The sequence below is a fragment of the Rhizobium sp. P32RR-XVIII genome (assembly GCF_012641395.1).
Taxonomy (GTDB): Bacteria; Pseudomonadota; Alphaproteobacteria; order Rhizobiales; family Rhizobiaceae; genus Rhizobium.
Window position 1 is genome coordinate 583,333 of the sequence record NZ_JABAIH010000002.1, and the last position, 14,650, is coordinate 597,982.

Consider the following 14,650-nt stretch of genomic DNA (forward strand, 5'->3'; position numbering starts at 1 on the left):
CGGTTCGAACCGAACAAAAGGAACTGATAAAATGGCTGATCTCGCAAAGATCGTAGACGACCTCTCCTCGCTGACCGTTCTGGAAGCTGCAGAACTGTCCAAGCTTCTCGAAGAAAAGTGGGGCGTTTCCGCTGCTGCTCCGGTCGCTGTTGCTGCCGTTGCTGGCGGTGCAGGCGCTGCTGCTGCTGCTGAAGAAGAAAAGACCGAGTTCGACGTCATCCTCACGGATGCCGGCGCCAACAAGATCAACGTCATCAAGGAAGTCCGCGCCATCACCGGCCTCGGCCTCAAGGAAGCCAAGGACCTCGTCGAAGGCGCTCCGAAGGCTGTCAAGGAAGCCGTTTCCAAGGCTGAAGCCGCTGACATCAAGAAGAAGCTTGAAGACGCAGGCGCAAAGGCCGACGTCAAGTAATCTTGAACTGCATCTGGGAGGCGGTATTTGCCGTCTCCCGTTTGCCGTTTTTATGAACGAATTACCCAAAAGCCGCGTGAAACCGGCTTTTGGGTAATGGGTTCTTCAAGAGCATGGTCTCGAACCGAAGCGCAAGGCAATCCGGCCGTGTGGCTTCGGGATGTGAGACGAGATTGAGATATCCATTGATTGACGGGATCGCCTGGCCAGCGGTTCCCGTCCGTTGCAGGCCCGGATGCAATTTTTGAAGGAGCGACGATGGCTCAGACCCTTTCGTTCAATGGTCGTAGGCGCGTACGCAAGTTTTTTGGTAAGATCCCCGAAGTCGCAGAAATGCCGAACCTCATCGAGGTTCAGAAGGCATCCTACGACCAATTCCTGATGGTAGAAGAGCCGAAGGGCGGCCGCCCTGACGAAGGCCTTCAGGCCGTCTTCAAGTCAGTTTTCCCGATCACGGACTTCTCTGGCGCTTCGATGCTGGAATTCGTGTCCTATGAATTCGAGCCGCCGAAGTTCGACGTCGACGAGTGCCGCCAGCGCGACCTGACCTATGCAGCGCCGCTGAAGGTTACCCTCCGTCTCATCGTGTTCGATATCGATGAGGATACCGGCGCGAAGTCGATCAAGGACATCAAGGAACAGTCCGTCTACATGGGCGACATGCCGCTCATGACGAACAACGGTACGTTCATCGTGAACGGCACCGAACGCGTTATCGTGTCCCAGATGCACCGTTCGCCGGGCGTCTTCTTCGACCACGACAAGGGCAAGAGCCATTCCTCCGGCAAGCTGCTCTTCGCTGCCCGCGTGATCCCGTATCGCGGTTCCTGGCTCGACATCGAATTCGACGCCAAGGACATCGTCTATGCCCGTATCGACCGCCGCCGCAAGATTCCGGTGTCGTCGCTGCTGATGGCCCTCGGCATGGACGGCGAGGAAATCCTCGACACCTTCTATACGAAGTCGCTCTACAAGCGCGACGGCCAGGGCTGGCGCATTCCCTTCAAGCCGGAAACGCTGAAGGGTGCCAAGGCGATCACCGAGATGGTTGACGCCGACACCGGCGAAGTCGTTGTCGAAGCCGGCAAGAAGCTAACCCCGCGTCTGCTCCGCCAGCTTTCCGACAAAGGCCTCAAGGCTCTGAAAGCGACGGACGACGATCTGTACGGCAACTATCTTGCCGAAGACATCGTCAACTACTCGACAGGTGAGATCTATCTGGAAGCCGGCGACGAGATCGACGAGAAGACCCTGCCGGTCATTCTCTCCAACGGTTTCGACGAGATCCCGGTTCTCGGCATCGACCACATCAATGTCGGCGCCTATATTCGCAATACGCTCACGGCAGACAAGAACGAGAACCGTCAGGACGCTCTGTTCGACATCTACCGCGTCATGCGTCCGGGTGAACCGCCGACCATGGACTCGGCGGAAGCCATGTTCAACTCGCTGTTCTTCGATGCGGAGCGGTACGACCTCTCTGCCGTTGGCCGCGTGAAGATGAACATGCGTCTCGACCTCGACGTTGAAGACACCGTTCGCGTTCTGCGCAAGGACGACATCCTGGCCGTGGTCAAGATGCTCGTCGAGCTGCGCGACGGCAAGGGCGAAATCGACGACATCGACAACCTCGGCAACCGTCGTGTTCGCTCTGTCGGCGAATTGATGGAAAACCAGTACCGTCTCGGCCTGCTCCGCATGGAGCGTGCGATCAAGGAACGTATGTCCTCGATCGAAATCGACACGGTCATGCCGCAGGACCTGATCAACGCGAAGCCGGCAGCTGCCGCCGTTCGCGAATTCTTCGGCTCCTCGCAGCTGTCGCAGTTCATGGACCAGGTGAACCCGCTGTCGGAAATCACCCACAAGCGTCGTCTATCGGCTCTTGGCCCGGGTGGTCTGACCCGCGAGCGCGCAGGCTTCGAAGTCCGCGACGTTCACCCGACCCACTACGGCCGCATTTGCCCGATCGAAACGCCGGAAGGTCCGAACATCGGTCTGATCAACTCGCTTGCGACCTTCGCCCGCGTCAACAAGTACGGCTTCATCGAAAGCCCGTACCGTCGCATCGTTGATGGCAAGGTGACGAACGACGTGCTTTACCTTTCTGCCATGGAAGAGGCGAAGTACTACGTCGCGCAGGCGAACGCCGAGCTTGGCACCGACGGATCCTTCACCGACGAATTCGTCGTTTGCCGTCATGCCGGCGAAGTCATGCTCGCCCCGCGCGACAGCATGAACCTGATGGACGTCTCGCCGAAGCAGGTCGTTTCGGTCGCAGCCGCGCTCATCCCGTTCCTGGAAAACGACGACGCCAACCGCGCTCTCATGGGCTCGAACATGCAGCGTCAGGCCGTTCCGCTGCTGCGTGCTGAAGCTCCGTTCGTCGGTACCGGCATGGAGCCGGTCGTTGCCCGCGACTCCGGCGCCGCCATCGGCGCTCGCCGCGGCGGCGTGGTCGACCAGGTCGATGCGACGCGTATCGTTATCCGCGCGACGGAAGACCTCGAAGCTGGCAAGTCCGGCGTCGATATCTACCGCCTGCAGAAGTTCCAGCGTTCGAACCAGAACACCTGCGTCAACCAGCGCCCGCTGGTCACCGTCGGTGACGTTGTCAACCGCGGCGACATCCTCGCCGACGGTCCGTCGACGGACCTGGGCGATCTCGCTCTCGGCCGCAACGCGCTCGTCGCGTTCATGCCGTGGAACGGTTACAACTACGAAGACTCGATCCTGCTCTCGGAGCGTATCGTTGCCGACGACGTGTTCACCTCCATCCACATCGAAGAATTCGAAGTGATGGCGCGTGACACCAAGCTTGGTCCGGAAGAAATCACGCGCGACATTCCGAACGTTTCGGAAGAAGCGCTGAAGAACCTCGACGAAGCCGGCATCGTTTACATCGGCGCCGAAGTTCAGCCGGGCGATATCCTCGTCGGCAAGATCACGCCGAAGGGCGAAAGCCCGATGACGCCGGAAGAAAAGCTTCTGCGCGCCATCTTCGGTGAAAAGGCTTCCGACGTCCGCGATACGTCCATGCGCATGCCGCCCGGCACCTACGGCACGATCGTCGAAGTGCGCGTCTTCAACCGCCACGGCGTTGAAAAGGACGAGCGCGCGATGGCGATCGAGCGCGAAGAAATCGAGCGTCTTGCAAAGGACCGCGACGACGAGCAGGCGATCCTCGACCGTAACGTCTACGGCCGTCTGGTCGACATGCTGCGCGGCCAGGTCGCGATCGCCGGTCCGAAGGGCTTCAAGAAGGGCACCGAACTTTCGAACGCCGTCGTTTCCGAATATCCCCGCTCGCAGTGGTGGATGTTCGCGGTCGAGGACGAGAAGGTTCAGAGCGAGCTTGAAGCTCTCCGCGGCCAGTACGACGAATCCAAGTCGCGCCTTGAACAGCGCTTCATGGACAAGGTCGAAAAGGTCCAGCGCGGCGACGAAATGCCTCCGGGCGTCATGAAGATGGTCAAGGTCTTCGTTGCTGTTAAGCGCAAGATCCAGCCGGGCGACAAGATGGCCGGCCGTCACGGTAACAAGGGTGTCGTGTCGCGCATCGTTCCGGTCGAAGACATGCCGTTCCTCGAAGACGGTACGCATGTCGACGTCGTTCTGAACCCGCTCGGCGTGCCTTCGCGCATGAACGTCGGTCAGATCCTCGAAACGCACCTCGGTTGGGCTTGCGCCGGCATGGGCAGGCAGATCGGCGAGATGATCGAAGCCTACAAGGCAAGCGGCAACATCGAACCGCTCCGCAAGACGATCGGCGACGTTGTCGGCGACGGTCCGAAGGCCGAACAGGTCCAGGACTTCGACGATGACTCGGTCCTGCGTCTTGCCGACCAGTGGAAGCGCGGCGTTTCGATCGCAACGCCGGTCTTCGACGGTGCGCATGAAGGCGACGTCAACGAGATGCTGCGTCTTGCAGGTCTCAAGGACTCCGGCCAGTCGACGCTTTACGATGGCCGTACGGGCGAGCAGTTCGACCGTCAGGTGACCGTGGGCTACATCTACATGCTGAAGCTCAACCACCTAGTCGACGACAAGATCCACGCCCGTTCGATCGGCCCGTACTCGCTCGTTACCCAGCAGCCGCTGGGCGGCAAGGCGCAGTTCGGCGGTCAGCGCTTCGGCGAAATGGAAGTCTGGGCGCTGGAAGCATACGGCGCAGCCTACACGCTGCAGGAGATGCTGACGGTGAAGTCGGACGACGTTGCCGGCCGCACCAAGGTCTACGAAGCCATCGTCCGTGGCGACGATACGTTCGAAGCGGGTATTCCCGAAAGCTTCAACGTTCTCGTCAAGGAAATGCGCTCGCTCGGCCTCAGCGTCGAGCTGGAAAACTCGAAGGTCGAGGATTCGCAGCAGGCGAGCGCGCTGCCGGACGCAGCCGAGTAACCACTTGATAGGGTGTGCGCTGTTAAGCGGCGCACACCGTTCCCGCCGAGGCCCCGTAGTGTGTCGGCCGGGCAGGGACGTTTCTGCCGCATTTTGCGGTTATTGTCGTTTTACGCGTTGGCGCGGTTCCCGGGATTTGCCGCTGACCATCGCAAGCTAAGGGCGCTTCGCCCACAAAGGAGACAGGCATGAACCAAGAGGTCATGAATCTTTTCAATCCGCAGGTGCCTGCACAGAATTTCGACTCCATCCGGATTTCGATCGCCTCTCCGGAGAAGATTCTCTCCTGGTCTTACGGTGAGATCAAGAAGCCGGAAACCATCAACTACCGCACGTTCAAGCCGGAACGCGACGGCCTCTTCTGCGCGCGCATCTTCGGGCCCATCAAGGACTACGAGTGCCTGTGCGGCAAGTACAAGCGCATGAAGTACAAGGGCATCATCTGCGAGAAGTGCGGCGTCGAAGTCACGCTGTCGCGCGTTCGCCGCGAGCGCATGGGCCATATCGAGCTCGCTGCCCCGGTCGCCCACATCTGGTTCCTGAAGTCGCTGCCGAGCCGCATTTCCACGCTGCTCGACATGACGCTGAAGGATGTCGAGCGCGTTCTCTACTTCGAAAACTACATCGTCACCGAGCCCGGCCTCACCGCGCTCAAGGAGCATCAGCTCCTGAGCGAAGAAGAGTACATGATCGCCGTCGACGAATACGGCGAAGACCAGTTCACGGCCATGATCGGCGCTGAAGCCATCTACGAGATGCTGGCCTCGATGAACCTCGAGAAGATCGCTGGCGATCTGCGCTCCGAGCTTGCCGACACCACGTCGGACCTCAAGCAGAAGAAGCTGATGAAGCGCCTGAAGATCGTCGAGAACTTCATGGAGTCAGGCAACCGTCCGGAGTGGATGATCATGAAGGTCGTTCCGGTGATCCCGCCGGATCTGCGTCCGCTGGTCCCGCTCGACGGCGGCCGCTTCGCGACGTCCGACCTCAACGATCTTTATCGCCGCGTCATCAACCGTAACAACCGTCTGAAGCGCCTGATCGAGCTTCGTGCGCCGGGCATCATCATCCGCAACGAAAAGCGCATGCTGCAGGAATCTGTGGACGCGCTGTTCGACAACGGCCGCCGCGGCCGCGTCATCACCGGCGCCAACAAGCGTCCGCTGAAGTCTCTGTCCGACATGCTGAAGGGCAAGCAGGGCCGCTTCCGCCAGAACCTGCTCGGCAAGCGCGTCGACTATTCCGGCCGTTCGGTCATCGTGACCGGTCCGGAGCTGAAGCTGCACCAGTGCGGCCTGCCGAAGAAGATGGCGCTCGAACTCTTCAAGCCGTTCATCTACGCCCGTCTCGACGCCAAGGGTTACTCCTCGACCGTCAAGCAGGCCAAGAAGCTGGTCGAAAAGGAAAAGCCGGAAGTCTGGGATATCCTCGACGAGGTCATCCGCGAGCATCCGGTCCTGCTTAACCGCGCACCGACGCTCCACCGCCTGGGCATCCAGGCCTTCGAACCGACCCTGGTCGAAGGCAAGGCGATCCAGCTGCACCCGCTCGTCTGCACGGCCTTCAACGCCGACTTCGACGGTGACCAGATGGCCGTTCACGTGCCGCTGTCGCTCGAAGCCCAGCTCGAAGCCCGCGTGCTGATGATGTCGACGAACAACATCCTGCACCCGGCAAACGGCGCACCGATCATCGTTCCGTCGCAGGACATGGTTCTCGGCCTGTACTACCTCTCGATCATGAACCAGAACGAGCCGGGCGAAGGCATGGCCTTCTCCGATCTCGGCGAACTGCATCATGCTCTCGAAAGCAAGGTCGTCACGCTGCACACCAAAATCCGCGGTCGCTTCAAGACGATCGACGAGGATGGCAAGCCCGTCTCCAAGATCTACGAGACGACTCCTGGCCGCCTGCTGATCGGCGAACTGCTGCCGAAGAACCACAAGGTGCCGTTCGACATCTGCAACCAGGAAATGACCAAGAAGAACATCTCCAAGATGATCGACACGGTCTACCGTCACTGCGGTCAGAAGGACACGGTCATTTTCTGCGACCGTATCATGCAGCTCGGCTTTGCGCATGCGTGCCGTGCCGGCATCTCCTTCGGCAAGGACGACATGGTCATTCCGGAAACCAAGGCAAAGATCGTTGGCGACACCGAAAACCTGGTCAAGGAGTACGAGCAGCAGTACAACGACGGCCTGATCACTCAGGGCGAAAAGTACAACAAGGTTGTCGACGCCTGGGGCAAGGCTACCGAGAAGGTCGCTGAAGACATGATGGCCCGCATTAAGGCCGTCGAGTTCGACCCGAACACCGGTCGCCAGAAGCCGATGAACGCCATCTACATGATGTCGCACTCGGGTGCCCGTGGTTCTCCGAACCAGATGCGCCAGCTGGGCGGCATGCGCGGCCTCATGGCCAAGCCGTCGGGCGAAATCATCGAAACGCCGATCACCTCGAACTTCAAGGAAGGCCTGACCGTCAACGAGTACTTCAACTCGACGCACGGCGCCCGTAAGGGTCTGGCAGACACCGCCTTGAAGACGGCAAACTCGGGCTACCTGACCCGCCGTCTTGTCGACGTCGCGCAGGACTGCATCGTCAACTCCGTGGATTGCGGCACCGACAAGGGCCTCACCATGACCGCCATCGTCGATGCCGGTCAGGTCGTTGCTTCGCTCGGCGCTCGTATCCTCGGCCGTACTGCTCTCGATGACATCGATCATCCGGTCACCGGCGAGCGTATCGTCGATGCCGGCAAGATGATCCTCGAGCCCGATGTCGCCGAGATCGAAAAGGCCGGCATCCAGTCGATCCGTATCCGTTCGGCACTGACCTGCGAAATCCAGACGGGCGTCTGCGCCGTTTGCTACGGTCGCGACCTCGCGCGCGGTACGCCGGTCAACATGGGCGAAGCGGTCGGCGTCATCGCCGCTCAGTCGATCGGCGAGCCGGGCACGCAGCTTACCATGCGTACGTTCCACCTTGGTGGCACGGCAACCGTGGTCGACCAGTCGTTCCTGGAAGCCTCGTATGAGGGTACGGTTCAGCTCAAGAACCGCAACGTGCTGCGCAACTCGGAAGGCAGCCTCGTTGCGATGGGCCGCAACATGACCGTCCAGATCCTGGACGAGCGTGGTGTCGAGCGCTCGTCGCAACGCATTGCCTATGGTTCGAAGCTGCACGTCGACGAAGGCGACAAGGTCAAGCGCGGCCAGCGTCTGGCAGAGTGGGACCCCTACACCCGTCCGATGATGACGGAAGTAGCCGGTACCGTTCAGTTCGAAGACGTTGTCGACGGTCTCTCTGTCCTCGAAGCGACCGACGAATCGACGGGTATCACCAAGCGTCAGGTTATCGACTGGCGTTCGACCCCGCGTGGTTCGGACCTGAAGCCCGCAATCGTCATCAAGGACGCCAGCGGCAATGTCATGAAGCTGTCACGCGGTGGTGACGCGCGCTTCCTGCTCTCGGTCGATGCGATCCTGTCGGTCGAGCCGGGCACGAAGGTGTCGCAGGGTGACGTGCTTGCACGTTCGCCGCTCGAAAGCGCCAAGACCAAGGACATCACCGGTGGTCTGCCGCGTGTTGCCGAACTGTTCGAAGCTCGTCGTCCGAAGGACCACGCCATCATCGCTGAGATCGATGGTACGATCCGCCTCGGCCGCGACTACAAGAACAAGCGTCGCGTCATCATCGAGCCGGCGGAAGACGGTGTCGAGCCTGTCGAGTACCTGATCCCGAAGGGCAAGCCGTTCCATCTGCAGGATGGCGACTATATCGAAAAGGGTGACTACATCCTCGACGGTAACCCGGCACCGCACGACATCCTGGCGATCAAGGGCGTGGAGGCTCTGGCTTCCTACCTCGTCAACGAAATCCAGGAAGTCTACCGCTTGCAGGGCGTTGTCATCAACGACAAGCACATCGAAGTGATTGTCCGGCAGATGCTGCAGAAGGTGGAAATCACCGATGCAGGCGACTCGACCTATATCGTCGGCGATAACGTCGACCGTATCGAACTCGAGGACGTCAACGACGCGCTGATCGAACAGGGCAAGAAGCCTGCCTACGGCGATCCGGTTCTCCTCGGCATCACCAAGGCATCGCTACAGACCCCGTCCTTCATCTCGGCGGCTTCCTTCCAGGAAACGACGAAGGTGCTGACGGAAGCTGCGATCGCCGGCAAGACCGACGGCCTGCAGGGTCTCAAGGAAAACGTCATCGTCGGCCGTCTCATCCCGGCTGGTACGGGCGGCACCATGACCCAGATCCGCCGTATCGCCACGTCGCGCGACGAGCTGATCCTCGAAGAGCGCCGCAAGGGCACGGGTGCAGAGGCCGCAACGCCGATGCTTCAGGACATGGCCAGCGAAAACGCCCCGGCTGCCGAGTAACGGCAGCTTCGGCCAGCGAATTGAAAAACCGCCCGGAGCGATCCGGGCGGTTTTTGTTTTTCGTCGTGATGGCCTGCAGTTTGCTCAGCCCTTGCGATTTTCCAGGGACAATCCGCTTCGGGCGGTCTCTTTCATGGGAGGACTGGAGCTGGCCGGTCGTCCGGCTCCGTCACGCCTTCAATTGAACCGAATGATGGAGACTTCGCCTTCGAGGGCGCCCTGGTAGGCCGAGGCATGCGGCTCCTCTTCCGGCACATCGGTCAGCAAGCCGATCTGGTCGAGGTCGGCTTCGATGAAGCCTTCTTCGGCGAGCGCGTTCAGCGCCTCGCGCACCGCGCTGTCATCGTCGGCCGCCCTCAACATGACGTGCAGGTCGACGCCCTCGCTGCCATCGGATTCGTATCCCTTGCCAATGATGATGAAGATCATCGGCTCGGCGGTGTTATTGTCGTTGTCGGGCTTCTCGATCATTCATCATCCTTTTGAACATTAACGATTCGAACACTCGAATCCGTTTACACGGGCGCGCAGCCTGCCAAGGCCGATTCCTTAGCCGTTTTTGCTGCAATGCCCAAGTTCAAGTTGGAACGCAGCGCGCAATTCGTCTAAAAGCCTTCAAAGAGCGCAGGAAGCCCGGGTTTCAAGGCGATCCGCCTAAGATTATTTCTTAACCGGCCTTGACGAAGCTGTGGGAAACCAGTAGTACCCGCGCCATCGGAACCCATGTGAGGCATGGCTGTCTGGAGCGTCGCGCTCTGGAGTTTTCCTCAAACAAGGTTCGAAACGCACGTTGAAGATATGATGCCTGCACGCATGACGCATGTCTTTTTTGCGTCCTCTGCCTCCAGTGGTCCATCTGCGCAAGCGGATCGGGCCACATTTTGCGCATTGACGACAGCCGTGTGATCTTGCCGGAGACGGCGTGAGTTGCGCCCGCAAGGGTTCGAAAGATAAACGTAAGGGATGGTTGAATGCCTACCGTAAACCAGCTGATCCGCAAGCCTCGCCAGGCGAACGTAAAGCGTAACAAGGTTCCTGCGCTGCAGGAGAACCCGCAGAAGCGCGGCGTTTGCACCCGCGTCTACACCACGACGCCGAAGAAGCCGAACTCGGCTCTACGTAAGGTTGCCAAGATCCGCCTCACCAACGGCTTTGAAGTCATTGGTTACATCCCCGGCGAAGGTCACAACCTTCAGGAACACTCTGTCGTCATGATCCGTGGCGGCCGCGTCAAGGACCTTCCGGGTGTTCGTTACCACATCATCCGCGGCGTTCTCGATACTCAGGGTGTCAAGAACCGCAAGCAGCGCCGTTCGAAGTACGGTGCGAAGCGTCCGAAGTAATTCGGTTTTGGTTTTCCGGCGCTGCGCGAGGTTCTCCGCGTGATAAAGCGCCTTAACAGTTAAAGAGACGAGAAGTATGTCCAGACGTCACAGAGCAGAAAAGCGCGAGATCAACCCGGACCCGAAGTTCGGCGACCTGGTTGTCACGAAGTTCATGAATGCCATCATGCTCGATGGTAAGAAGTCCGTCGCCGAAAACATCGTCTACGGTGCGTTCGACTCCGTACAGGGCAAGTCCAAGCAGGAGCCGCTCGCGGTTTTCCATGCTGCGCTCGACAACATTGCCCCGCACGTTGAAGTCCGCTCGCGCCGCGTCGGTGGCGCGACCTACCAGGTTCCGGTCGATGTTCGTCCGGAGCGCCGTCAGGCTCTTGCCATTCGCTGGCTCATCGCTGCTGCCCGCAAGCGCAACGAAACGACCATGGTTGACCGCCTTTCCGGCGAGCTTCTCGATGCATCCAACAACCGCGGCAGTGCCGTGAAGAAGCGCGAAGACACGCACAAGATGGCTGATGCCAACCGTGCGTTCTCGCACTATCGCTGGTAATCCCGAACGGGTATCGAAAGGCAGTCCACAATGGCTCGCGAATATAAGATCGAAGACTACCGAAATTTCGGTATCATGGCGCACATTGACGCCGGCAAGACCACGACCACCGAGCGTATTCTCTATTACACCGGCAAGTCGCACAAGATCGGTGAAGTTCACGATGGCGCAGCCACCATGGACTGGATGGAGCAGGAGCAGGAGCGTGGCATCACGATCACCTCCGCTGCGACCACGACCTACTGGAAGGGCCGTGACGGCAAGATGCGCCGCTTCAACATCATCGACACCCCCGGCCACGTCGACTTCACCATCGAAGTCGAGCGTTCGCTGCGCGTTCTCGACGGCGCGATTGCGCTCCTCGACGCCAACGCCGGTGTTGAGCCGCAGACGGAGACCGTCTGGCGTCAGGCTGAGAAGTACAACGTTCCGCGTATGATCTTCTGCAACAAGATGGACAAGACCGGTGCGGACTTCTACCGCTCCGTCGAGATGATCAAGACTCGTCTCGGCGCAACGGCTGTCGTCATGCAGCTGCCGATCGGCGCAGAAAGCGACTTCAAGGGCGTTGTCGACCTGGTCGAGATGAACGCTCTCGTGTGGCGCGACGAGTCGCTTGGCGCACAGTGGGACGTCGTTGAAATTCCGGAAGACCTTAAGGCCAAGGCTGAGGAATATCGCGAAAAGCTGATCGAGACCGTTGTCGAGATCGACGAAGCCGCGATGGAAGCCTACCTCGAAGGCAACATGCCCGACAACGATCAAATCCGCGCGCTCGTCCGCCGCGGCACGATCGACGTCAAGTTCCACCCGATGTTCTGCGGCACCGCCTTCAAGAACAAGGGCGTTCAGCCGCTTCTCGACGCGGTTGTCGACTACCTGCCGTCGCCGCTCGACATTCCGGCGATCAAGGGCATCGACTTCAAGACCGAAGCCGAAATCGAGCGCCACGCTGACGACAGCGAGCCGCTTTCCATGCTCGCGTTCAAGATCATGAACGACCCGTTCGTCGGCTCGCTGACCTTCGCGCGCATCTACTCCGGCAAGCTGGAAAAGGGCTCCTCGGTTCTGAACACGGTCAAGGACAAGCGCGAGCGCGTCGGCCGCATGCTGCAGATGCACTCGAACTCCCGTGAAGACATCGAAGAAGCCTTCGCAGGCGACATCGTTGCTCTCGCCGGCCTGAAGGAAACCACCACGGGTGACACGCTTTGCGACCCGCTGAAGCCGGTTATCCTCGAGCGCATGGAGTTCCCGGAGCCGGTCATCCAGATCGCTATCGAGCCGAAGTCCAAGGGCGACCAGGAAAAGATGGGCCTCGCGCTCAACCGCCTGGCAGCCGAAGACCCGTCCTTCCGCGTGAAGACGGACCAGGAATCCGGTCAGACGATCATCGCCGGCATGGGCGAACTGCACCTCGACATCATCGTCGACCGCATGCGTCGTGAGTTCAAGGTAGAAGCAAACGTCGGCGCGCCGCAGGTTGCTTACCGCGAAACCATTACCCGCATGACCGAAGAAGATTACACGCACAAGAAGCAGACCGGTGGTACCGGCCAGTTCGCGCGCGTCAAGATCATCTTCGAACCGAACCCGGAAGGCGAAGACTTCAAGTTCGAATCGAAGATCGTCGGTGGTTCCGTTCCGAAGGAATACATCCCGGGCGTCCAGAAGGGCATCGAAAGCGTTCTGTCCTCCGGTCCGCTCGCTGGCTTCCCGATGCTGGGCGTCAAGGCGACGCTCATCGACGGTGCCTTCCACGACGTCGACTCGTCGGTTCTGGCGTTCGAAATCGCCTCGCGTGCTTGCTTCCGTGAAGCGGCCAAGAAGGCCGGCGCTCAGCTCCTCGAGCCGATGATGAGGGTCGAAGTCGTCACTCCGGAAGACTACGTCGGTGACGTTATCGGCGATCTCAACTCCCGCCGTGGTCAGATCCAGGGCCAGGAAAGCCGCGGTATCGCCGTAGTCATCAACGCCAACGTTCCGCTGGCGAACATGTTCAAGTACGTGGATAACCTGCGCTCCATGTCGCAGGGCCGTGCTCAGTACACGATGACCTTCGATCACTACTCGCCGGTCCCGTCGAACGTCGCAACTGAAATCCAGGCAAAGTATTCCGGTCAGAAGTGACCGGAATACCAATTGACCGATAACAAGAATTAGATCCCTTCGGGGACTAGCAAAATGGAGAGCCGAAAATGGCAAAGAGTAAGTTTGAGCGCAACAAGCCGCACGTTAACATCGGCACGATCGGCCACGTTGACCACGGCAAGACGTCTCTGACGGCAGCGATCACCAAGTATTTCGGCGAGTTCAAGGCATACGACCAGATCGACGCAGCTCCGGAAGAAAAGGCCCGCGGCATCACCATTTCGACGGCGCACGTCGAATACGAGACGGCCAACCGCCATTATGCTCACGTCGACTGCCCCGGCCACGCCGACTACGTTAAGAACATGATCACCGGTGCCGCACAGATGGACGGCGCGATCCTGGTGTGCTCGGCCGCCGACGGCCCGATGCCGCAGACCCGCGAGCACATCCTGCTCGCTCGTCAGGTCGGCGTTCCTGCGATCGTCGTGTTCCTCAACAAGGTCGACCAGGTTGACGACGCCGAGCTTCTCGAACTCGTCGAGCTCGAAGTGCGCGAACTGCTGTCGTCCTACGACTTCCCGGGCGACGACATCCCGGTCGTCAAGGGTTCGGCTCTTGCCGCTCTCGAAGACAGCGACAAGAAGATCGGCGAAGACGCGATCCGCGAGCTGATGGCTCAGGTCGACGCCTACATCCCGACGCCTGAGCGTCCGATCGACCAGCCGTTCCTGATGCCGATCGAAGACGTGTTCTCGATCTCCGGCCGCGGTACGGTTGTCACCGGCCGCGTCGAGCGTGGCATCGTCAAGGTTGGCGAAGAAGTCGAGATCGTCGGCATCCGCCCGACCTCGAAGACGACGGTGACCGGCGTTGAAATGTTCCGCAAGCTGCTCGACCAGGGCCAGGCCGGCGACAACATCGGCGCGCTGATCCGCGGTGTGAACCGTGACGGCGTCGAGCGTGGCCAGATCCTGTGCAAGCCGGGTTCGGTGAAGCCGCACAAGAAGTTCAAGGCCGAAGCCTACATCCTGACGAAGGAAGAAGGCGGCCGTCATACGCCGTTCTTCACCAACTACCGTCCGCAGTTCTACTTCCGCACGACTGACGTGACGGGCATCGTCACGCTGCCGGAAGGCACGGAAATGGTCATGCCGGGCGACAACGTCACGGTTGACGTCGAACTGATCGTTCCGATCGCCATGGAAGAAAAGCTGCGCTTCGCCATCCGCGAAGGCGGCCGTACCGTCGGCGCCGGCATCGTCGCAAGCATCGTAGAATAATGGAATTCGGCGCAGACCTGGTCTGCGCCGATTGCATGGAAATCTTTTAAGCAAGCGGCGGATAGCCGCTTGCTTATGACATAAAAATGTAGCAAATGGCGCGCGAGCGCGATTTGCGCCCTGCTTCGTTCACTGAAGCGGGGGAATACAACGAACAATAAGGTGGCCGTAAG

8 protein-coding genes are annotated in these 14,650 nt (G+C 60.0%); 7 read left to right on the forward strand and 1 reads right to left on the reverse strand.

All coding sequences use genetic code 11. The features are described from left to right. Positions 1 to 31 precede the first annotated feature (31 nt). The 3 genes from rplL (at position 32) to rpoC (ending at position 9,213) form a co-directional block, all read left to right on the forward strand. Positions 32 to 412 carry a 50S ribosomal protein L7/L12 gene (gene rplL / locus HGP14_RS08000; protein WP_168829310.1) on the forward strand — a complete coding sequence of 127 codons (381 nt, stop codon included), beginning with the start codon at positions 32 to 34 and terminating at the stop codon, positions 410 to 412. Between the two features lie 258 nt (positions 413 to 670). Then, positions 671 to 4,813: a DNA-directed RNA polymerase subunit beta gene (gene rpoB / locus HGP14_RS08005; RefSeq protein ID WP_168829311.1), complete on the forward strand. Its 4,143-nt coding sequence runs from the start codon at positions 671 to 673 to the stop codon at positions 4,811 to 4,813. A gap of 188 nt (positions 4,814 to 5,001) precedes the next feature. Further along, positions 5,002 to 9,213, forward strand: coding sequence for a DNA-directed RNA polymerase subunit beta' (rpoC, locus tag HGP14_RS08010; RefSeq protein ID WP_168829312.1), 4,212 nt, complete (start codon positions 5,002 to 5,004; stop codon positions 9,211 to 9,213). A 177-nt stretch (positions 9,214 to 9,390) separates the two neighbouring features. Here rpoC and HGP14_RS08015 read toward each other — a convergent pair whose 3' ends face one another. Continuing rightward, positions 9,391 to 9,684: a transcriptional regulator gene (locus HGP14_RS08015; RefSeq protein WP_168829313.1), complete on the reverse strand. Its 294-nt coding sequence runs from the start codon at positions 9,682 to 9,684 to the stop codon at positions 9,391 to 9,393. A gap of 500 nt (positions 9,685 to 10,184) precedes the next feature. Between HGP14_RS08015 and rpsL the strand changes: the two genes are divergently transcribed. The 4 genes from rpsL to tuf all read left to right on the forward strand — a co-directional run bounded on the left by rpsL (position 10,185) and on the right by tuf (position 14,477). Further along, positions 10,185 to 10,556 carry a 30S ribosomal protein S12 gene (gene rpsL, locus HGP14_RS08020; protein WP_003547537.1) on the forward strand — a complete coding sequence of 124 codons (372 nt, stop codon included), beginning with the start codon at positions 10,185 to 10,187 and terminating at the stop codon, positions 10,554 to 10,556. Positions 10,557 to 10,632: 76 nt separating this feature from the next. Next, positions 10,633 to 11,103: a 30S ribosomal protein S7 gene (gene rpsG, locus HGP14_RS08025; protein ID WP_168829314.1), complete on the forward strand. Its 471-nt coding sequence runs from the start codon at positions 10,633 to 10,635 to the stop codon at positions 11,101 to 11,103. A gap of 30 nt (positions 11,104 to 11,133) precedes the next feature. Beyond that, positions 11,134 to 13,233 carry an elongation factor G gene (fusA, locus tag HGP14_RS08030; RefSeq protein ID WP_168829315.1) on the forward strand — a complete coding sequence of 700 codons (2,100 nt, stop codon included), beginning with the start codon at positions 11,134 to 11,136 and terminating at the stop codon, positions 13,231 to 13,233. A gap of 68 nt (positions 13,234 to 13,301) precedes the next feature. Then, positions 13,302 to 14,477, forward strand: a complete 1,176-nt coding sequence (gene tuf / locus HGP14_RS08035; protein WP_039844630.1) for an elongation factor Tu — start codon at positions 13,302 to 13,304, stop codon at positions 14,475 to 14,477. Positions 14,478 to 14,650: the final 173 nt, after the last annotated feature.

What these genes read in the sequence shown, in the direction of transcription:
- rplL (WP_168829310.1), top strand. Translation starts at nt 32, where the DNA reads ATGGCTGATCTCGCAAAGATCGTAGACGACCTCTCCTCGCTGACCGTT.
- rpoB (WP_168829311.1), top strand. Translation starts at nt 671, where the DNA reads ATGGCTCAGACCCTTTCGTTCAATGGTCGTAGGCGCGTACGCAAGTTT.
- rpoC (WP_168829312.1), top strand. Translation starts at nt 5,002, where the DNA reads ATGAACCAAGAGGTCATGAATCTTTTCAATCCGCAGGTGCCTGCACAG.
- HGP14_RS08015 (WP_168829313.1), bottom strand. Translation starts at nt 9,684, where the DNA reads ATGATCGAGAAGCCCGACAACGACAATAACACCGCCGAGCCGATGATC.
- rpsL (WP_003547537.1), top strand. Translation starts at nt 10,185, where the DNA reads ATGCCTACCGTAAACCAGCTGATCCGCAAGCCTCGCCAGGCGAACGTA.
- rpsG (WP_168829314.1), top strand. Translation starts at nt 10,633, where the DNA reads ATGTCCAGACGTCACAGAGCAGAAAAGCGCGAGATCAACCCGGACCCG.
- fusA (WP_168829315.1), top strand. Translation starts at nt 11,134, where the DNA reads ATGGCTCGCGAATATAAGATCGAAGACTACCGAAATTTCGGTATCATG.
- tuf (WP_039844630.1), top strand. Translation starts at nt 13,302, where the DNA reads ATGGCAAAGAGTAAGTTTGAGCGCAACAAGCCGCACGTTAACATCGGC.